General features: G+C 57.9%; 20 protein-coding genes. 13 read left to right on the top strand and 7 right to left on the bottom strand.

Annotated elements, in window-relative coordinates; translation table 11 throughout:
• Positions 1–143 precede the first annotated feature (143 nt).
• A complete protein-coding gene (locus ACZ1HE_RS09245; protein WP_472620497.1) occupies positions 144–1,373 on the bottom strand; it encodes a sigma-54-dependent transcriptional regulator in 1,230 nt (409 codons plus the stop codon).
• Positions 1,370–3,121, bottom strand: a complete 1,752-nt coding sequence (locus tag ACZ1HE_RS09240; protein ID WP_472620496.1) for a sensor histidine kinase — start codon at positions 3,119–3,121, stop codon at positions 1,370–1,372. The genes ACZ1HE_RS09245 and ACZ1HE_RS09240 overlap by 4 nt, the downstream gene beginning before the upstream one ends.
• Before the next feature lie 60 nt (positions 3,122–3,181).
• Between ACZ1HE_RS09240 and ACZ1HE_RS09235 the strand changes: the two genes are divergently transcribed.
• Positions 3,182–4,360 carry a cytochrome P450 gene (locus tag ACZ1HE_RS09235; RefSeq protein WP_472620495.1) on the top strand — a complete coding sequence of 393 codons (1,179 nt, stop codon included), beginning with the start codon at positions 3,182–3,184 and terminating at the stop codon, positions 4,358–4,360.
• 460 nt (positions 4,361–4,820) lie between these two features.
• On the opposite strand, the gene ACZ1HE_RS09230 is transcribed toward ACZ1HE_RS09235, so the two are convergent.
• Positions 4,821–5,453, bottom strand: coding sequence for a cysteine hydrolase family protein (locus tag ACZ1HE_RS09230; protein WP_472620494.1), 633 nt, complete (start codon positions 5,451–5,453; stop codon positions 4,821–4,823).
• Positions 5,454–5,471: 18 nt separating this feature from the next.
• Positions 5,472–5,681 carry a DMT family transporter gene (locus ACZ1HE_RS09225; protein ID WP_472624423.1) on the bottom strand — a complete coding sequence of 70 codons (210 nt, stop codon included), beginning with the start codon at positions 5,679–5,681 and terminating at the stop codon, positions 5,472–5,474.
• A 526-nt stretch (positions 5,682–6,207) separates the two neighbouring features.
• Here ACZ1HE_RS09225 and ACZ1HE_RS09220 point away from each other — a divergent pair.
• Positions 6,208–7,854 carry an acetolactate synthase large subunit gene (locus tag ACZ1HE_RS09220; protein ID WP_472620493.1) on the top strand — a complete coding sequence of 549 codons (1,647 nt, stop codon included), beginning with the start codon at positions 6,208–6,210 and terminating at the stop codon, positions 7,852–7,854.
• A gap of 275 nt (positions 7,855–8,129) precedes the next feature.
• Here the strand turns inward: ACZ1HE_RS09220 and ACZ1HE_RS09215 are convergent, their stop codons facing one another.
• On the bottom strand, positions 8,130–9,029 hold the full coding sequence (locus ACZ1HE_RS09215) for a tetratricopeptide repeat protein (protein ID WP_472620492.1): 900 nt from the start codon (positions 9,027–9,029) through the stop codon (positions 8,130–8,132).
• Positions 9,030–9,049: 20 nt separating this feature from the next.
• Positions 9,050–9,418 (bottom strand): hypothetical protein, encoded by a 369-nt coding sequence (locus ACZ1HE_RS09210; protein WP_472620491.1) that lies wholly within the window; start codon positions 9,416–9,418, stop codon positions 9,050–9,052.
• A 145-nt stretch (positions 9,419–9,563) separates the two neighbouring features.
• Between ACZ1HE_RS09210 and ACZ1HE_RS09205 the strand changes: the two genes are divergently transcribed.
• The 5 genes from ACZ1HE_RS09205 (at position 9,564) to ACZ1HE_RS09185 (ending at position 14,472) form a co-directional block, all read left to right on the top strand.
• Positions 9,564–9,806: a hypothetical protein gene (locus ACZ1HE_RS09205; protein WP_472620490.1), complete on the top strand. Its 243-nt coding sequence runs from the start codon at positions 9,564–9,566 to the stop codon at positions 9,804–9,806.
• A gap of 52 nt (positions 9,807–9,858) precedes the next feature.
• Entirely contained in the window at positions 9,859–10,512 is a 654-nt protein-coding gene (locus ACZ1HE_RS09200) for a DUF3299 domain-containing protein (protein ID WP_472620489.1), read from the top strand.
• Positions 10,513–10,579: 67 nt separating this feature from the next.
• Positions 10,580–11,908 (top strand): guanitoxin biosynthesis MBL fold metallo-hydrolase GntH, encoded by a 1,329-nt coding sequence (gene gntH, locus ACZ1HE_RS09195; RefSeq protein WP_472620488.1) that lies wholly within the window; start codon positions 10,580–10,582, stop codon positions 11,906–11,908.
• Between the two features lie 202 nt (positions 11,909–12,110).
• On the top strand, positions 12,111–13,220 hold the full coding sequence (locus tag ACZ1HE_RS09190) for an HlyD family secretion protein (RefSeq protein WP_472620487.1): 1,110 nt from the start codon (positions 12,111–12,113) through the stop codon (positions 13,218–13,220).
• A gap of 94 nt (positions 13,221–13,314) precedes the next feature.
• Positions 13,315–14,472 carry an MFS transporter gene (locus ACZ1HE_RS09185; protein WP_472620486.1) on the top strand — a complete coding sequence of 386 codons (1,158 nt, stop codon included), beginning with the start codon at positions 13,315–13,317 and terminating at the stop codon, positions 14,470–14,472.
• A gap of 264 nt (positions 14,473–14,736) precedes the next feature.
• On the opposite strand, the gene ACZ1HE_RS09180 is transcribed toward ACZ1HE_RS09185, so the two are convergent.
• Positions 14,737–15,198, bottom strand: coding sequence for an Lrp/AsnC family transcriptional regulator (locus ACZ1HE_RS09180; protein WP_472620485.1), 462 nt, complete (start codon positions 15,196–15,198; stop codon positions 14,737–14,739).
• A 144-nt stretch (positions 15,199–15,342) separates the two neighbouring features.
• Here ACZ1HE_RS09180 and cobA point away from each other — a divergent pair, with 144 nt between their 5' ends.
• The 6 genes from cobA (at position 15,343) to ACZ1HE_RS09150 (ending at position 20,257) form a co-directional block, all read left to right on the top strand.
• On the top strand, positions 15,343–16,119 hold the full coding sequence (gene cobA / locus ACZ1HE_RS09175; RefSeq protein WP_472620484.1) for a uroporphyrinogen-III C-methyltransferase: 777 nt from the start codon (positions 15,343–15,345) through the stop codon (positions 16,117–16,119).
• Positions 16,119–16,433: a DUF2849 domain-containing protein gene (locus tag ACZ1HE_RS09170; protein WP_472620483.1), complete on the top strand. Its 315-nt coding sequence runs from the start codon at positions 16,119–16,121 to the stop codon at positions 16,431–16,433. Before cobA ends, ACZ1HE_RS09170 begins: the two co-directional genes overlap by 1 nt.
• A gap of 63 nt (positions 16,434–16,496) precedes the next feature.
• Positions 16,497–18,161 (top strand): nitrite/sulfite reductase, encoded by a 1,665-nt coding sequence (locus ACZ1HE_RS09165; protein ID WP_472620482.1) that lies wholly within the window; start codon positions 16,497–16,499, stop codon positions 18,159–18,161.
• Positions 18,151–18,912: a phosphoadenylyl-sulfate reductase gene (locus tag ACZ1HE_RS09160; protein WP_472620481.1), complete on the top strand. Its 762-nt coding sequence runs from the start codon at positions 18,151–18,153 to the stop codon at positions 18,910–18,912. The genes ACZ1HE_RS09165 and ACZ1HE_RS09160 overlap by 11 nt, the downstream gene beginning before the upstream one ends.
• Positions 18,909–19,316: a DUF934 domain-containing protein gene (locus tag ACZ1HE_RS09155; RefSeq protein WP_472620480.1), complete on the top strand. Its 408-nt coding sequence runs from the start codon at positions 18,909–18,911 to the stop codon at positions 19,314–19,316. Before ACZ1HE_RS09160 ends, ACZ1HE_RS09155 begins: the two co-directional genes overlap by 4 nt.
• A 110-nt stretch (positions 19,317–19,426) precedes the next feature.
• Positions 19,427–20,257 carry a ferredoxin--NADP reductase gene (locus tag ACZ1HE_RS09150; RefSeq protein ID WP_472620479.1) on the top strand — a complete coding sequence of 277 codons (831 nt, stop codon included), beginning with the start codon at positions 19,427–19,429 and terminating at the stop codon, positions 20,255–20,257.
• The last annotated feature ends 44 nt before the right edge of the window (positions 20,258–20,301 follow it).

Raw genomic sequence — 20,301 nt, 5'->3', positions numbered from 1 at the left:
GCACACCCAAACGAATCACTTTTGCGAATCACGGTGTCACAAACGGGGCCCGACAGGGATCGGATTGCCTTGTTCAAGTGATGTTAGCCAAGTCTGCTCGGCCACATCTTTGATGCGATCCGCATACGCGGGAGCGCTCCCCTCTACCGACGGTAGTCTTCGGGTCTAATGCCATAACGGGTGAGCTTGTCATAAAACGTCTTGCGCGGCAGTTTCAGCACCTTGGCCGCCTCGGACGCCTTGCCGTTGTTGCGCCCCAAAGCCGACACCAGCAGTGCGCGTTCCACCTGCGCCAATTGTTCCGCCAAACCCAGCTCTGCGGCCTGCGCCACATCCTCGGGCATACCCAATACAAACCGCATCGCCGCCGACATAAGAGATCGTGCATTGCCTGGCCAGTCTTGGGCCATGAGAGAAGCCAGATGATCGGGCGTGATCTCAGGCGCATCGATGCCCGACTGCTCAGCGGCCTGTGCAACGTAATGCCGGAACAATACCGGGATATCCTCTGGCCGCTCGGCCAGTGACGGGATGCGCACCCGCATCACATCCAGACGATAGAAAAGATCGGCATTGAACGCGCCCTGCGCCACCAAAGCGCCCAGATCCGCAGTAGTCCCGGCCAAAATGCGCGTGCCAGCCCCCTGCTCGATCAGCTCAAGCGCGGCGTATTGCGTCGCCTCGGGCATGGCCGAAACTTCATCGAGGAACAAAGACCCACCCGAAGCCTCGTCGCACAGCCGTGCAAACTCCTGCGCGCTTAGCCCAGCGGCGAGACGTTTGACAAATGGGCCCTGACCGGCGAGCGACATCAGGTGCACCACCTCGGCCACCTTGGAAATGCCACTGCCTGCTGGTCCGGTTACCAGCACCTCGGCCCCCGTGCGCGCCACCGATCGCACACGCGCACGCAGCTCTTCGGACTGCGACGAGGTACCAAAGAGCATCCGCGCTGCCGGGTCGCCGGTCTCCAGCTGAAGTTTCAACGCCCGGTTTTCCAGCACCAGCGCCCGCGTGCGGCTGGCCCGCTCCAGCACCGCCAGCAGATCCACACTGGCGCAGGGTTTTTCGAGGAACCCGAACGCCCCCTGCCCCATAGCCTTGACCGCCATGGGAATATCCCCTTCTCCGGTCAGAAGTATCACCGGCAGTTCGGCGTCTACCTCTTGCGTGTAATCGAGCAGATGAAACCCGTCCCGCCCCGGCATGCGGATGTCCGACAGGATCACCCCATCGAAATCGGGTCGGATGTGATCCTTGGCGGCCACAAATGACCCCGCCGTCAGCGTGTCATAATCTGCCAGCTCAAGCGTCTGCGACAGCGCCTCACGCACGGCGGCATCATCGTCGACCAGTAAGACCCTGCGCGTCATGCCGCCTGCTCCTTGCCAAAAGGCTCCAGTTCCACTGTAAACACCGCGCCCTGGTCTGTGTTGGCCCCGCGGATATTGCCGCCAAAGCTCTGCACCAACCCGTATGAGATCGAAAGCCCCAATCCCATCCCCTCGGAACTGCCAACCGCCTTGGTGGAATAGAACGGATCAAAGATCTTTTCCGGCTCCTCGATACCCGGCCCAGTGTCAGATACGGTAACTTGCAGCCGATCGCCGCTGTGAACCGTGATCTCGATCTGCTTGCGTTCGACATCCGCCATGGCGTCCACCGCGTTGGTGATCAGGTTGACGAACACCTGCCCCAACCGCACTTCACCACCCCAGGCATAAACCGGCGTCACTGGGCGGGACCAATGCAGCGTGACACCTTCTGCCTTGAGATGCGTGGCCGTCAGTTCGACGGCCGTGTCAATCACGTGCACAAGATCAACCTTGCCCATCGGTTCGCTTTCATTGCGGGCAAAGGCGCGCAGGTTCTTGATGATCCGGGCCATCCTCGCGGCCATGTCCGAAATGCGACCCAGATTTTCACCCGCTTTCTCAGACCGCCCCCGGTCCAGAAAGGCCGCACCATTGTCGGCAAACTGCTGGATCGCCATCAGCGGCTGATTGAGCTCATGGCTGATGCCCGCCGACATCTGCCCAAGAGCGCTGAGCTTACCTGCCTGCACCAGATCCGCCTGCGCGCGTTTGAGCGCCGCTTCGGCCTCTTCACGCTCTGTCACTTCGCGGCGCAGTTGCACGTTGGTGTCTTGCAGAACCTGCGTCCGATCTGCGACGCGGCTTTCCAGATCAGCATTGGCCGGGGCCAACGCCCGGCGCCGTTCCGAGGCCAGAAACAGCAGCGCGCCAAAGGCCAAGCACAAGGCCGCCAAAGCGGCTGCCTGAAGTCCTGCGATCCGGGCCGCGGGTGCAACATCCACGATGATTTCGCCCGTCATGCCAATCTGCGGCAGGCTGACGGTGGTGTGCAGACCGGCGCGCGGCACATGTGGCCCCCAGTTGAGCTGCCAGATCTCATGCTCGCCCACATCAATGGACGCAAAAGCAGGCGCATCGCCCGTGGCCGGGCCCAGACCGATCTGCCCCGCCTCGCGCTGCCAAAACAGCAGCTCGGGCCGGTTCGAGATAAATACCTCTCCAGCATCATCAGTGAAGAACACCGGCGGCAGCGAGCCGCGCCATGTCTGTTCCACATCCTCCAGATCGGCGACCACGATCAGCACGCCGCGCACCGGACCGTCCGGCTCAAACGCGGGAGCGGCATAGAAATAGGCGCGTCGCCCGGTCTGGGGCATGACCTCGTGATGGGTGCCAAGCGCGCCCTGTAGTGCGCGTTCGAAATAGGGCGTCCTCGACAAGTCCTGCCCCGCCAACCCTTGTGCAGCAGCCACCACTCGGCCGTTGCGGTCGGCAAAAGCCACATCCAAAGCCCCGGTCTTGTCGGCAATTGCCACCATCAGCGTATTGGCCTGGGCCTGCATCTCGGGGCTGTTGTCGAGGCCGCGCAACCCAGGATGCGTCGCCGTCAGCACCGCAAGTTCCTGATAAATCTGCAACTGCGTGCTTAACCGGTCACTGGCCAACGCCAGATCGGCCTCAGCCCTAAGCCCCAATTGATCAAGCGCCTGACGATAGCCATAGGTCCAGACGCCCGCGGCAAGGGTCGCCACCACGCCAAAGAACCCAACGATTATCCAGCTGCGCTGACGCCAATATCCCTTCATGTCCCTAGTCTTAGCAAAGCTGCTCTTGCATTGACCAGAGGCGCGCGGCACACCCGGGATATGAAGACCTTGCACCAGAACCCGACGGAACCGGAATTTGTCCAAGATCCTTATGCCTTCTATCGCGCAGCCCGCGCCGATGGGGATCTGCAATTTTGGGCAGACTACGACATGCCTGCCGCCTTTACCCATGATGCAGTTCAAAGCATCCTGCGTGACCGTCGCTTTGGCCGCGAGGTTCCGCCCGAAATGGCCAAGCCCGGCCCGGCGCATCTGGCCCCCTGGCTCGCGATCGAGGCGACCTCATTGCTCGAAGCGGAACCACCCCGCCACACGCGATTGCGCGCGCTGGTTTTGCGCGCCTTTACCTCGCGCGCGATCAGCTCGCTGGCACCAGACATCGAGACCCTGTGTCACCACCTGATCGATCAATTCCCCGACGGCCCTTTTGACCTGCTTGACGCCTATTGCACCCAGGTGCCGGTGATCACGATTTGCCGACTGTTGGGCGTGCCCGAAGCCATGGCACCGGATCTACTCAATTGGTCTCACGCCATGGTTGCGATGTATCAAGCCAGCCGCACACGTGAGACCGAGGACGCCGCAGCAGCAGCTTCAACCGAGTTTGCGGATTTCCTGCGCGGTTACATCGGTGAACGCCGCAGTGACCCCCGTGATGATCTGATCACCCGGCTGATCGCAGCCGAGGAAGAAGGCGAGAAGCTGAACACCGACGAGTTGATCGGCACCTGCATCCTGTTGTTGAACGCCGGGCATGAGGCGACGGTGCATGCCCTTTCAAACGGCGTGAAGACGTTGCTTGAAACCAGTTCGGTCAACGCGCTCTTCGGCGATACCCTAGACGAAACGGTCGAGGAAATCCTGCGTTACGATCCACCTCTGCACATGTTCACACGTTACGCCTATGAGGACATGCAGCTCTATGGGCATGATTTCAATCGCGGCGATCAGGTGGCGCTTCTGCTAGGGTCTGCAAACCGCGACCCGGCGGTTTGGGCAAAACCAGATCGCTTTGATCCCACCCGCCATATTCAGACCAACACCAGCTTTGGCGGCGGTTTGCATTTCTGTGTCGGCGCGCCGCTCGCGCGCCTGGAGTTGCGCATCGCCCTGCCGATTCTGTTTCAGCGTTGCCCCGATCTACATCTGACCAGGCCACCGGAATACACCAATAGCTACCATTTCCACGGTCTCACCCGATTAATGGTCACGGCTTGAGGCTCATAAGATACGAAACCGAACCCAAGGATCTTCGCCCCAACAAGGGCTGGGGCCTTTCACCCGGCCCGGTCATCGGCGTCCCCGCCTGCACCGCAACGCCTAAGTTGACGTGGCATGGTTAAGGATCCGTTACTTCATCTGGCCAGATAAATTTCGTCGGAGTCACCGCAGGTGACGGGGGAGCTACCAAGTCGTTGATTGCACTTTAGGTCGGCACAATCTCGCACTTGTCAGACTGGGTCAAATGCTTTGGCACTCTCGCATATTGCTGAGCGTCAAGGCAACAACCACACCTTCAAACAAATCCTATTTGGGATACATAGATGGCGCTGTCGGCCCCTTGCCCTCTTTGACTTTCGTTGCAGCGAAGGGCTGCACAGAGCCCAGACTTCGGCGCTGCTGCAGCGAGACGCATGTCCGGTTTAGCATTGGTGTCCGCAGGGAATGCTCGGGGCAGTCAATTCGTCTGCTGGTACTTTGAAATCGCATCGATCACAGTTGCCCGGTCCTGAACAGCCCCAGTCTGTAAGTATTCCATCGCTTTGAGTGCCGCCCCATGCGCCTCAACTGATGAACCGCCGACACAGTCCTCCACGACGCGGCAGAAGTAGTCGGATTGGTGGCCATCCACGAACGTGTAGTGGACGCAAACATCGGTCAGCCCGCCACACAGCAGAAGCGTGTCGACCTTCAACCCCCGCAGTAAGATTTCCAGATCCGTCCCGAAAAACGCCGAGTAGCGTCGCTTTGGAATGATGTAGTCACCGCGTTGGAATCCCATTTCCTCTTTGGCAACATCTGTGCGCGGGTCGTCTTCAAGACAATGCACGTCCTCATCCCCGTCCAATTCGCGACCAAAATCAATGAGGTCGGACCGGTGAATTTCTTGAATGAAAATGACCGGCACATTGTGCTCGTGCGCCGCATCGACCAGTTCACGTGCAGCGATCATTCGATCCTTGTAGCCCGGCATGTTGTCGATGGACCGCACTTCGCTATCGTCGATGAAGGTGCTTTTCTGAATGTCGATCACAATGAGCGCGGGCCGACCTTCGATCAGATTTCTCGCTGTTTTGGTTTTTGACGTCATTGTTCATGTCCTTTCGTCTTAATGGGCATCTGAGCCGAGCAGAAACATCCCGACAACCAGAAAAATCAAACCAGCAATACCGGCGATGCCAAGATTATGGTTAAGGGCCATCACGCCAACCAGCACCGACCCAACGGAGCTGATACCGGTCCAGATCGGATAGGCGATACCAAGCGGCAGTCGGGTCATCGCAGCGTAGAGAGCAACGAGGCTAGTGATCATCGCGATGAGCGTCAGAGCGCCGAGCGTTCAAGAAAAACCGATGCCGAGCTTCTTGAGCCCCGTTGCCCAAACGACTTCCAGTCCACCTGCGATGAGAAGAAAAATCCAAGCCATGTTGACCTCCACTGCTTGCAGGTCGTCCTGACTGATGCCCTTTCACGGCCGGGACGTCCCGGCAGGCTATGGGCTATCGGGTAGTCGTAGGAACGCGAATTGTCAATTTGCCAGTCCACAAAAGAATTGAAAGCGGACCTTCAGTCGCTGAGTGTCAAGGTCGACTTTGTCCACGATCCAGACATTTGACATTGCCGAAATCGAGCGGGAACAGTGAATGGCAGCAATGCGTGCTACGCCAACGGCATTCGCGTACAGGTCCAGATGTCGGCTCAAGACCACTATCGGCTGCGCTCTGGCGCCTGCCTGATTAAAGTTCGCACTTCAGCTGTTCAAGTCGCTACACGAACGGCTATACTCGATCAAAGTCAGGTGCACGAAGCACTCGATAATAGAGCAGCGAAGTAGTTCTTTTTTAATGACAAAAGCATCTGACCTATTTGTGCAGTGTTTGGAAGAAGAAGGTGTGGAGTACATCTTCGCCGTGCCTGGTGAAGAAAATCTCGACATGCTGGACAGCCTTTCGAGATCGCGAAAGATCAAACTTGTTTTGACGCGGCACGAACAGGGTGCAGGATTCATGGCCGCCACCTATGGTAGACACACGGGTAAAGCTGGGGTTTGCATGGCTACTCTAGGTCCCGGAGCCACCAATCTCGTGACCACAGCGGCCTACGCGCAACTGGGTGGGATGCCGATGCTCATGGTGACGGGGCAAAAGCCAATCAAGCATTCCAAGCAAGGCCGTTTCCAGATCCTCGATGTTGTCGACATGATGGGCCCACTCACGAAGTTCACACATCAACTCGCCGGTGCCGACAATATTGCCACCCGCGTGCGCGAAGCCATGCGTCTTGCTGAGGAAGAAAAACCCGGTGCGACGCATATCGAGTTTCCTGAGGACGTAGCAGCTGAGCAGACAGACGCTGCTCCTATCAGAGCCAGTGTTGCCCGCCGCCCGGTCGCCGAAGCAAAGGCCATTCGAGCAGCGGTAAAGATGCTTGAAGAGGCCAAATCACCTATTTTGGTGCTCGGCGGCGGCGCAAACCGCACCACAACGGGCCGCATGCTAACGCAGTTCATCGAGAAGTCTGGCATCCCGTTCGTGACAACTCAGCTGGGCAAAGGGGTGGTGAACGAGAATCGCGCGGAATTCATGGGATGCGCAGCGCTGTCGGCGGATGATTTTGTACACCGCGCCATCGGCCAAGCGGACCTCATTCTCAATGTCGGCCACGATGTCATCGAGAAACCTCCGTTTTTCATGGAGCAAGGCGGCGCGAGAGTCGTGCATATCTCGATGAATACCGCCAATGTCGATCCCGTTTATTTCCCTCAGGTCGAAGTCATTGGCGATATTGGCAATGCCATCTGGCAAATGAAGGAAGAGCTCGTTGTCTCGCCAGAGTGGAAATTCGATGCGATGTACCGCGCGAAGGCGGCTCAAAAGGCGCATGACAACAGTTTGTCAAACGATACGCGCTACCCCATCTTCCCACCTCATCTGGTCAAGGTCGTTCGGGACGTCTTGCCTGACGACGGGATCATCGCCCTCGATAACGGGGTCTACAAAATCTGGTTTGCGCGTAATTACGAAGCGGCTAAGCCGAACACCGTGCTGCTGGACAACGCGCTTGCAACTATGGGTGCGGGCCTTCCATCGGCGATGATGTCGGCGATCCTGTATCCCGACCGCAAAGTCATGGCGATCTGCGGAGACGGCGGATTCATGATGAACAGTCAAGAGATGGAGACCGCGGTACGCCTTGGGCTTAACCTGACTGTTCTTGTACTGCGCGACGACAGCTATGGCATGATCCGTTGGAAGCAAGCCAATATGGGCTTTGAGGATTGGGGCCTCACCTATGGCAATCCGGATTTCGTGAAGTATGCCGAAAGCTACGGGGCGACCGGACACAGGATCGAAAGTGCAGCTTCACTCGGTGAAACACTTGACAAGTGCCTATCCACAGAAGGTGTGCATCTTATCGATTGCCCCGTCGATTACAGCGAGAACGACAAAATCCTGAACATCAAAATCAAGGAACTGAGTGCGAAGTGTTGAAAAAACCACCGCTCTGTTTGGCGCTACTGCTATAGACTGTTTTACCGCAGCGAATGGCGGCTCTGGCGGGTTGCACCGCAGCAGTGCGGTGACTTGGTCAATGGCAAGGATGGGCCATAACTTGCCTTAGTCAATCTGGCCGGAAGCCAGAACTTCGCTGCGCCGCGCATCGTCGTCCGCTTTTCGGACAAGGTTGCAATTGAAGTTGTTTGGAACAAACCGTCAAGTTTGCCACGATGGCTGTCCCGAAAAATCGGCAGCGGTCAATAGCATAGCTATGGCGACAGCTTATCACCGACACCGAGCAACCGAAAAATCTCGCGTTTCAGGCTGGTTTCATCATGAAACATCACATCCACAACGAAGGCAGCCGGAAAATCCGGCCAGGTTGCCCCCATTTCGGCCAAAAGTGCCGCTGCCTTGTCAGCCTCGCCCATCTGATCGTGCGAGACTGCCTGAAACAACAGAGAAGGAGCACTGACTGGCGCGCCCACGGCGGCAGCCCCGTTGAAAGCTTCGATAGCGTTTTCGTAGTTTCCAAGCATCATCTGAGATACCCCCCAGATGTTTCGCGATCCAAACCGCCCGGCTCCCGTGCGAGGCCGGTCAGGATCTGAAACCAGGGCAGCCAGCTCGGGGTCGTTTGCCAGGATAGCGGTCACACCCACCAAATCCAGAACGTGCCCGTCATGCGGAGCGATATCACTTGCCAGTTTCGCCATCCTCAGAGCTTCTGGAAAGGAGCGCAATCCTGCCAAACTTTGCGCCTCTGCTGCAATCGCCCAAGCGTTGGAATGGGCTAGATCAACAGCTTTTTCAGCGAGGGCTTTCGCCTCAGACAATTGCTGTTCAGATGCGTCCCGATCTGGATTAAATATACCAAGCACAACCATCGTCTGACTGGCGCCTGCATAACCGCCATAAAAGGTGTCATCCAAAGAAATCGCGTGACGAAACATTCCATACGCCAGACGCTGCCGTTCAAAGTCGAAGACAGGGAACATCATGCCCTGAGCTTGTTCAACGAGATTGACCGCCTGAAGGCTTAGGGCGGAATGCTCTCGTAGTGCGACCCGTTCAAGATCGACCTCTTCCTGAGACGCTTGATCTGACCAGAACGAAAACGCCCCCCAAAGTGACTCGATTAGCACGAGCGCCACGGCCAGTCCGCCCAAGCCAAGCCGCCTGCTAGACATCAACGGTTTGGTTTCGAGGGGTGAATTTGGAATATTTTTTGGGGGGCCGCAACTTCAAAACGTGGTTTGTAGCCGCCTGGATCAATTACAAATCGTATTGGGTCGTCAGTTCCTGCACCTTCGTAATATTCAGCCAGAAGCCGTCTGAGACGCCGAGCTTCAACCCGAACAAGACTTACGCCAGCCTCGCTGCCAATTTGACGCCCGTAGACATCAACCGCAATGGACTTACCCAGTATCTGCTCCCCTCGTCCGGCCAGAGTTTCGGTCACAACATAGGTTAAAAACTCCTGTAAACGGGGTGAGGCGATAAAACCTTCACTTGAGACAATCCGTGCGAGTGCAGCCGTGACGTCCACGTCGCTCAAATCCCCAAGCTCCTGATTTATATATATTAACTTGTCAGACGCTGAAGCCAACTTACCCCTGCCTTACGGTAACTCACTTTGATCCAGTCAAGAATTCCAACATGTGAATACAGAGTTGAACCTATTCGGGGTTGGTTGAAAGTCAATGTCAGAACTTGAAACAGAGCTACCGGATATTGCCGAAGAAATACGTAAATTGGCCCAGGTTCACGGCGCGGTGAAGGAAGCGTTGGCCGACTTTGACACCGCCTGCCAATTTGAAGAGGCACTCCATGCTTCCGAGGCCGAACGAAGCGAATGGACCCGGATTCGTAAGGAAACGGCGCAGGAACTTCGTCGGCTGGTGTCCCGTTTGCACCAACCACGGCAAGACAGCGGAAGCGCATGATGAACTGGACAAGTTGCCCTCCTGGAGATGCCCAAACGAAATGGAGATTTAGATGAAACGGTATCAGCTTTGGCTTGCCACCATTTTTTACATCTTTGGCGTCAGCGTGGCTCAGGCCTCAGACCCCCGCGACATCGGATGGAAGGCCCTTCTGCCCAATGTGGCTGTTGGGGCCAATCCGTTTGACAGCCTCCCGTTCCGTCAGTCCAACGCGCTTGCCAAGCTTTATCGGATCGAAGTCAAGGAAGCCGAGACCGCCTCTGAATTCATGAAGGCGCAGGCCGCGACGATCCGGATTGAACTCGAGGCGGAAGGTCTTGATCCGGATTGGTACCTTCAGGAACGCGAAAGGGTTTTTCAGGAACACGCGCAGCAGTTCGCAGCTCCGAACCCCGAGGTTCTTGGCCAACATGTGCGCGTACCGGGATACATCGTTCCGCTTCAGTTCGATGGAACTTTGGTTACCGAGTTTCTGCTCGTTCCCACCGCCGGAGCATGCATCCATACCCCGCCTCCCCCTGCCAATCAGTTAATCCACGTCAAGTATCCCGAAGGCTATCCCCTGCGCGGTCTCTACGACCCGGTCTGGATCGATGGGACCTTGAATGCAGAGACCCACAGTGAGCTGGTTGGTTACTCCGACGGGCAGCGGATGGTGGCTTCCAGCTATACGATGAACGCCCTCAACATTGCTCAGTATCAATAACTTAATCAGCAGTCTTTGGATCACTTCCATCGCCAGAGAACAACCGCCAACGATCAGGAGGCACATCATGAAGAACCTAAAAGCCATAGGCATCGCGGCCCTGGCATCCCTATCGATTTCCGGCTTGGCCCAAGCCCAGCAGATACCCGATATGAGCGAACCTTCGTCGCCCGAGGATATTCAGGCAGCACTATCTGGCGGTGTTCCGAATGGACGCTGGAAAGAGGGCCTGTTGTTCGAAGGCATCTCTCCACATCCTTGGCTACAAAGCGCGGCAAACTGGTTCCCCGGAACAGAGGAAGTGCAGCCCGAAGAAATGCGCATCACCTTCATGGGGACCGCGCCGCTACTGCGTCCCGGTCAGATGAACACCTCTGTGTTTGTCGAGCTTGGCAATGGCGACAACTTCATCTTTGACATCGGAGAAGGCTCTGTCGCCAACTATCAGGCTGCGCGTGTGGCCCTTAACGAGCTGACAAACGTATTCATCACGCACCTTCATGTGGACCACTTTGGTGCACTTCCCTATCTCTGGATGTTCCGCACTTGGAATGGTGGCTGGCATGAGCCGCTGCGCGTCCACGGCCCTTCCGGGCGCACCCCTGAATACGGCACGGCGGCCATGGTTGAAGGGATGAAAATGATGACCGCGTGGCATCGGGACGCGTTCAGCGTTTTCCCCGCAGGCACCGGGTGGGACATTGAGGTCAATGAGTTCGATTTCGCAGATAATGGTGGGATCATCTACGACGAGAACGGCGTGACTGTCCGTCACTGGCAACGCAGCCACGCCAAGGATGGTGCTACGGCCTATCGTCTTGACTGGAACGACCTGTGTTTCGTCTGGACTGGCGATGGTCGCCCCAACATGCTTGATGTGGAGTACGCCAAGGGGTGTGACGTCTACATCACAGAACAGCAGCAGGAAGTGGTCGAGATCAACTCGGGTGTTCAGGGTGTTCCGCCTTTCCTCGCACGGTACACAATCGACACTCACCATACGCCGACCTACGCGGCCGGATATGTGGCCAATCTCATCCAACCGCGTTTGTTCATGACGACCCATATGAGCTACGACAAGTATCTCCTGGAGGAGTCAGTGGCCGAGATCCGCGAACACTGGAAAGGGCCGTTCCACTTTGGCGCACCGGATGGGATCGTTGTGAACGTCACGAAGGATCAGATCTGGGTACGCGAAGGTATCCTGCCCGAGTTCCCCAACGTGCGCGCGCCGCAGTTTGATTTCACAAATGGTCAATTGGTGGTGCCCGCACCGCCGCATGCTCGAGAGGACATCCAGAACCCAGAGATCTCGCGCAACCGAGATCGACCCGGATCTTTACTACCCGGAAGGTTACAAGCCCGAGCTTCTCCCGGTTTGGCCCGTCGAAGGTGATCTCGTTGTGCCCATGGAGATGATGCCAGAAACGCTCAAGAACAGCATGGGCGCTGCGTGGGAACACCGCGAACGCAACCGTGCGATCCTAAAGGAAATGGGCAAGTTCTAAACCCGACCCACGATCAGAATGGAGCCCTTAACGGGGCTCCGTTCGCTCTGACCTAACAGTCTGCCCCCATCTTTTCACAGGAAATTCGACATGCTTATCGTGCTTGGTGCCTATTTCGGTGTCGTCTGGCTGGTCTTTTCTAAACTGAAACTGCTGCCTTGGAGCGGGTTCTGGAAATCGGTGATTTACGGCATAGCCCTGCTCATTGCGCTGGTCGTGATCGGCGCGCTGAACCATACGACGCCCACGGGCGCGGTCTCGGTTCAGGGGGCGGTGATCCAGGTCAAGCCGAATGTGGGGGGAACTGTCACAAGCATCGCCGTCCAGCCGAACGAGCCCGTACGCGAGGGCGACGTGCTATTTTCAATCGACTCCGAAACTCAGCGCGCCGATGTCGCCATTGCCGAAGCTGGGCTGGAAGCCGCCAAGGCAGCAGCGCAGCAGCTTCAGTCCGATCTGGCAGCAGTCGAGGCTGAGATTGAAGGTCTGAAGGTGCAATTGGCGTTCGGTATTCAGCGACGGGATGACATCGTCCGGCTGGAAGAACGCGGTGCCTCAACAGGCTTTCAGATGCAAGAAGCGGTGTCCACAATAGACCAGCTCTCGGCTGGCATTCGCGGGGCTGAGGCCAGAAAGGCCAGCTTGGAAACCCGCATTGCGGCGCAGGTTGACAACGTGGATGTCGGTATCGTCGAAGCGTCCGAAAGACTCGCAAAGGCCCGTTGGGCGCTAAAGCAGACAACAGTGCTTGCACCATCGGATGGCGAGGTCACTGCGCTGGCGCTCAGAGTCGGCGACAGGGTTTCTCCAGCAGGGGGCGCGATGAGCTTCATCTCAGTTTACGACAGGGTTTTTGTAGCGTCGCTTCCCCAATCCAGCCGCGCCAAAGTTTCCGTTGGGGACGAAATCCGGATCGCTCTGCGCACAATGCCAGGGCAAGAGATCGCGGTGCCGATTTCAGCGATCCCCATTGGCACTTCGGAAGGCGAATTTGCACCCCGAAACGGCCTTCCCTCTATCCGGGAGATCAGCGGCGGCGCCAGGTACATTGTCAGAATGGAGATCCCAAATCACTTGCCATCGTCTTACCTGCATCTGGGCACCTCTGGCACAGGGCTGGTGATTACCGAGGATGCTGGAGCCATTGCGGTACTTGCCAACGTTCTTTTCTGGATCGCAAAGATGATGAACTTTCTTTAGGTCTAGGTTCGAATTGGGAAAGGGTTCAGCTGAAAGAAGCGATCCGTGGTCAGTTCACTATGTTGATGTTCGTACTAATCAGCTGAGGTATTGAATGTCTGAACCTCTCAGATTGTTCAAGGATGCGAATTGGCGGGCTGTTGTTGCTGCATTCGTTCTTAATGGGTTGTTGTTTGGTTCCTGGGCTTCACGCGTTCCGGCATTCAAGGAGGATTTTGCCTTAGAGCCGTCAGTCCTGGGCACCTTGCTTCTGGCGCTGGCCAGTGGGGCCATCGTGTCCTTTCCTTTGGCCGGTGGGCTGTCCGAACGCTGGGGTGCGGAGCGGCTGACTGTTCTGTGCTCTTGGTTTTATGCGCCTTCTCTGGTGCTACTAGCGATGGCTCCAACGGGACTGGCACTTGGGGTAGGCTTGTTCTTCTTCGGTGCGTTCCATGGTGCCATGGACGTGGCAATGAATGGGTGGGGCGCACAGGTCGAGGATCGCCTTGGCCGTAGCACCATGTCGACTTTCCACGCCATGTTCAGCCTTGGGGCTGGGATCGGAGCTGCCAGCGGATTTATTGCTGCCAGCCTCGAAGTTAATCCGTTTTGGCATTTCCTTGTCGTCGCCGTGACGGGAGGTGTCTTTACTGTCCGGGTCATGGCCAAGGCCAAGGCTCCAACCGCCCCTGCGAAGTCCACATCCCGCAAAACGCCATCTCTGTTTCTGCCATCCCGTTCGCTTCTGTTGGTCGGCCTCATCGCCTTTTCGATCTCGATGGGGGAAGGTGCAATGGCTGACTGGAGTGCGGTTTTCTTGCGTCTTGTGACAGAAGCGGATGAGGCGCAGGCCGCTCTCGGTTACGCGGTTTTTTGCGTCATGATGGTGCTTACAAGACTAGCTGGCGGAAGAATTGTTGAGGGTTTGGGCCCCGTCACGACAACGCGCGCTAGTGCGGGTATTGCATTTACTGGGCTTATGGCCGCGATCTTTGGTGGGTCCTTTCATGCTGCGTTGATTGGTTTTGCCCTAATGGGAGTTGGATATGCCATCGTAATGCCGCTTGTGTTTTCGCGTGCTGCGGCTGACCCGCAAATTCCAGCAGGTCCTGCCATTGCAAGCGTTGCCACTCTTGGGTACGGCGGCATGTTGCTCGGCCCGCCGATCATTGGCTTCGTTGCCCAGGGAATAGGTATGCGACTGTCGTTTCTTGTCCTTGCGGCGCTGGCAGCGTTGGCCTTTGCGTTGGCAAGTCGGATGAAAGTTTCATGAGAAAGTACCAATGCCGCTGGGAAATTGGTTGAAAATTACCGTCTTTAGGTGACCAATTTTTTATGTGTAACGAGTACCCGCTCCTCACTCTTGGCTTCGGTTGTCGGTCAGGCGAGGTTGAGTTGATCTTAAGCGGACGCTCTCCACAATTCAAAGAATGTCGGCTACGGGCCGAGGCAACGTTCGCACTTGAGGCAAGCATTTCTCGACCGCAACTGAAAGCGCAACTTTCGAGTAGGTTAAGGGCAGCGCCCCCTCCCCGATCTAAAGTGGCAACATGGTTGTCGACTTGATTTCTTCCATCGACAAGAGCGCCGTGACGTTGTGCACCCGCACCTCGGAAATCAGCGCCTGATAAAACGCGTCATAGGCCCGCGCGTTCTGCACCCGCACTTTCAGGATGTAATCGATGTCCCCGGCAAGCCTGTGTGCCTCTTGCACTTCTGGGCGATCGCGCAGGGCCTTGAGAAACGCTCTCTGCCAGTCCGCTTCATGTTCTGAAGTGCGGATCAGAACAAAGAAACAGGCCTCAAATCCAAGCGCCTCGGCATCCAATTGCACTGTCTGCTGGCCAATCACTCCGGCCCCGCGCAGCTTGCGGATGCGATTCCACACGGGTGTCTTCGATGACCCTACGCGACCGGCGATTTCGTCCAGTGATTGGCTGGCGTCGCGTTGCAGCTCAGCCAGAATTTTCCGATCTGTGTCATCTATTCGTACCGACATTCCTGTTTTCCCTCTCATTCGAAACCAGCGTTCCACTTTACCGGCTACCGAAAACTTTTGTCCTTATTTGATCGCCAATATGGCGTATTGGCGGGAATATTTCCTATATTGGACGCCAAGTCAAACACACTACAGGGACCAGCAATGTCCACGACCACACAACACAAGCCACACGGCCACGTCGACTTTGTCGGTGCAGGTCCAGGTGATCCCGAACTGCTGACGCTGAAAGCCATGCGCGCGTTTGAGATGGCGGATGTGGTCATGCACGATCGTCTGATCAGCGACGATATCCTGGCGCTTGCTGGCAAGACCGCGCGTCTGGTCGATGTGGGCAAGGCAGGCTTTGGCCCCTCGTGGAAGCAATCGGACATCGACGCGCTGCTGGTCGAGACCGCCCTGACCGGTGCGCGTGTGGTCCGGCTCAAGTCCGGCGACCCCACCGTGTTTGGTCGCCTGGACGAAGAGATCGAAGCGGTTGAGGCCGCTGGCGTCACTTGGCGCATCGTGCCCGGCCTGACTGCCGCCTCGGCGGCTGTGGCCGGTATTGGCCAAAGCCTGACGCGCCGTGGCCGCAATTCCTCGGTCCGGTTCCTGACCGGCCACGACATGAAGGGCTTTGCCGATCACGACTGGGCCGCTTTGGCGCGCTCGGGCGAGGTTGCCGCGATCTACATGGGCAAGAAGTCAGCCCGGTTCGTGCAGGGCCGTCTGATCATGCACGGTGCCGATCGCGCAACTCCGGTCACGCTGGTCGAAAACGCCTCGCGCCCTGATCAGCGCGTCCTGGCCACCACGCTGGACAAGCTGCCCACCGATCTGGCGGCCGCCGAAATGGATGGCCCCGCCCTGACCCTTTATGGCCTCGCGCCCCGTGACGCGGCGCAGGCACTGACCCAATTGCACAAGGAATTTGCCTGATGGCCCGTGCCTTTTCCCCCAAGATCGTCACTGCCAACCACCTGCTGGAAGGTGACGTGATTTATCAAACCGCCGATGATCGCTGGTCGCGCCATATTTCCGAGGCTGAGCTGATCACCGACGAGGCACATGCGCAGCTGCGGCTGCTGGATGCCTCGCGGCAGGCAAACGTGATCGTGGGGGCCTATCTGGCCGATGCGGTGGTCGGCGACAACGGCCCCGAACCCACCCACTTTAGAGAGGATTTCCGCCGCACCGGGCCGTCGAACTACGTGCACGGCAAGCAGGAAACCTCTCCGCAGCCCCGGGCCTGATCGGCCCCTTCTCTCTCCCCTCAAAAGGCCCCATGTCCGGGGCTGCAACAAGGACAGCAAACCATGTATCGCTACTCCGAGTTTGACACAGCCTTTCTTGCTGAACGCAACGCTCAGTTCCGCGCCCAGGTCGAACGCCGCATCGACGGCTCGCTGACCGAGGATGAATTCAAGCCGCTCCGCCTGATGAACGGCCTGTATCTGCAGCTGCACGCCTATATGCTGCGGGTTGCCATTCCCTATGGCACGCTCAACAGCGCACAGATGCGCCAGCTGGCCCTGTTGGCCGAGAAGTGGGACAAGGGTTACGGCCATTTCACCACGCGCCAGAACATCCAGTACAACTGGCCCAAGCTGAATGACGTGCCGGATATGCTGGACGCGCTGGCCGAAGTTGGCATGCACGCCATTCAAACGTCGGGCAACACCATCCGCAACGTGACCGCCGACCACTTTGCCGGTGCTGCGGCTGATGAGGTTGCCGATCCGCGCCCCTATGCCGAGCTGCTGCGCCAGTGGTCGACCGACCACCCGGAATTCCAGTTCATGCCGCGCAAGTTCAAGATCGCCATCACCGGCTCGGAAAATGACCGCGCCGTGATCAAGGCGCATGACATCGGCCTGCAACTGGTCGAGCGTGAGGGCGTTCTGGGTGCCAAGGTCATCGTGGGTGGTGGCCTGGGCCGGACACCGATGATCGGCAAAACCTTGAACGAATTCATCGCGTTCGACGATCTGTTAGCCTATCTGGAAGCCACCGTTTCAGTCTGGAACCAGATCGGCCGCCGCGACAACAAGTATAAGGCCCGTATCAAGATCACCGTGCACGAGCACGGCATCGACGACATCCGCTCCCGCGTGGACGAGCGTTACGCCCAAGTGCGCCCGCAGTTCAAAGGTGTCGACATGACGCTGTTGGACGAGATCAAGACGCACTTTGCCCTGCCCGTCTTCCGCGAGGCATCCGTGGCCACGTTCGAAGGTGCGTACACCAATGATCCGGTCTTCCGCTCGTGGGTCGACACCAACATCGCGCCGCACAAGAACGCGGACCACGCGATCGTCACGATCTCGATCAAGAAGCACGGCAACACACCGGGTGATGCGACAGCGGAACAGATGCGCGTGATGGCGGATCTGGCGCAGGAGTTCGGCTATGACGAACTGCGCATCAGCCACGAGCAGAACGTGATCCTTCCGCATGTCCACAAATCGGACCTGCCTGCGATCCATGCACGTCTGAAAAAGCACGAACTGGCCACCGCCAATATCGGCCTGATCAGCGACATCATCGCCTGCCCCGGCATGGACTACTGTGCGCTGGCCACGGCCCGTTCGATCCCGGTTGCCGAAACCATCGCGACCCGATTTGACGAGCTGAAACTGGAACACAACATCGGTCACCTGAAAGTCAAGATTTCGGGCTGCATCAACGCTTGTGGGCACCACCACGTGGGTCACATCGGCATCCTGGGCCTGGACCGGGCTGGCGTCGAAAACTACCAGATCACTCTGGGTGGCGACGGTTCGGAAAACGCCTCCATCGGCGAGCGTGCTGGCCCCGGCTTCTCGTATGACGAGATCGTACCTGCCGTCGAACGTCTGGTTTACGCCTACCTCGATCTGCGCAACAGCAAGGATGAGACGTTCCTGCAGGCCTATCGTCGCCTTGGTTTGGCGCCGTTCAAAGCGGCTCTTTACCCTGAGGCACAGGCCGATGCCGCTTGACGAGATCCAGACGGAACTGGGAGCGGATCGTCATGCCCTGACCGAAAAGGTCGAGGCCCTGAACACCCGCTACCGCCACCACAGCGCCACCGATGTCATGCACGGGGCGCTGACGCAGGCGGGGAACATCGCTCTGGTGTCCAGTTTTGGCGCGGAATCGGTGGTTCTGCTGCACATGGCGGCGGTGATCGACCAATCGGTGCCAGTGTTGTTTGTGGATACTCAGATGCTGTTTGCCGAGACGCTGGTTTATCAGGCTGAGGTGGCAGAACGACTGGGGTTGAAAGATGTTCGCATCATCCGCGCCCATGAAGACGACATAGCCAAGCAGGACCCTTACGGTGCCCTGAACCTGAGCGACACCGACGCCTGCTGCACGCTGCGCAAGACGATCCCGTTGCAGCGCGCCCTGAATGGTTTTGATGGCTGGATCACCGGTCGCAAGCGGTTTCAGGCGGGCACCCGCGCCGCGCTCGACTTTTTCGAGGTCGAGGACGGCACTGGCCGGATCAAGGTCAATCCACTGGCCCATTGGGCGCCCGAAGATGTGCGCGCCTACATGGAAGAAAACCGCCTGCCCCGGCATCCGCTGGTAGCCCAAGGGTACCCTTCGATCGGCTGTGCGCCGTGCACCTCGAAGGTCAAACCCGGAGAAGATCCTCGCGCCGGACGCTGGCGCGATCAGAACAAGGAAGAATGCGGCATCCATTTTGTCGACGGCAAGATGGTGCGCGTAGGAGAAAAGACATGAACGTGATCGTAAGCGACGAAGGCTTTCAGCCTGACGACTGGACCGACGGCTTTGTCACCCTGGACGATGCCGCAAATGACGTGGTGGCGCTGGACGTGCCGTCCGACACCAACCCCGACGAACTGATTGACCGCCTCGGCGCGGCCAAGATGGTGCGAGTGGATTTCCCCTCCTTTGCGGATGGACGCGGCTTTACCATCGCGCGCACCCTGCGCCTGAAAGGCTTCACAGGGCGTCTGCGCGCCAAAGGCCATGTTCTGGCCGACCAATACGCCATGGCGCGCCGCAGCGGCTTTGACGAGGTCGAGATTGACGATGCCCTGGCCGCCCGTCAGCCCGAGGATCAATGGCTGGCCCGCGCGAACTGGAAAGACCACAACTATCAGGCCCGCCTGCGCGGATAATCCTGCGTCATAGCCAGCTTGTGAACCAAAGGGGGCCGATTGCCCCCTTTTCCTGACTTGGATCAACGCTTAAACGGAGTTGTCGGTGTAGAGCACCGGCAGATATAACGATGACAGAGATGAAATCCGTGACCGACGCCCCCACCACCAAGGCCCCCGTTCTCCCCGACGCCCAGACCGTCACTGATGTGAAGCACTGGACCGACAGCCTGTTCTCTTTCAAGGTGTCGCGCCCTGCCTCATTGCGCTTCCGCTCGGGAGAGTTCGTGATGATCGGCCTCTTGGGTGACAACGGCAAGCCGCTGCTGCGCGCCTATTCCATCGCCTCGCCGTCCTGGGACGAAGAGCTGGAGTTCTATTCGATCAAGGTGCAAGAAGGACCGCTGACCTCGAAACTGCAACACATCAAAGCGGGTGATCAGATCATCTTGCGGCCCAAGCCCGTCGGCACGCTGGTGCACGACGCCCTGCTGCCCGGCAAGCGCCTGTGGTTCTTTGCCACTGGCACCGGCTTTGCGCCTTTTGCGTCGCTGCTGCGTGAACCGCAGACTTATGAGGACTACGACGAGGTCGTGATCACCCACACCTGCCGCGAAGTGGCCGAGTTGGAGTATGGTCGTCAGCTGATTGAAAGCATCAAACAGGACGAAATGCTGGCAGAATTGATCGGCGAAGGGTTTGCCGACAAGATCCGCTATTATCCGACCACCACCCGCGAAGAGAGCCCCAAGATGGGCCGGATCACCGATCTGCTGACCGATGGCACCGTGTTCAAGGATCTGGGCATCGACCCGATCAACCCGGAAACCGATCGCGGCATGGTCTGCGGTAGCCTGGCCTTCAACAAGGACATTACCGAAATCCTCGAAGGGTTCGGCTTGGAAGAAGGCGCAAACTCGGATCCCAAGCAGTTTGTGGTTGAAAAAGCCTTTGTTGGCTAAGCCTCTCACAACTTGAAATCAAAACGGCCTCGGAACGAAATATT

This window comes from Falsiruegeria sp. JB4-1 (genome assembly GCF_055693495.1).
Note: the sequence above shows the minus strand (reverse complement) of the source record. Positions and strands in the feature narration are given on the sequence as shown.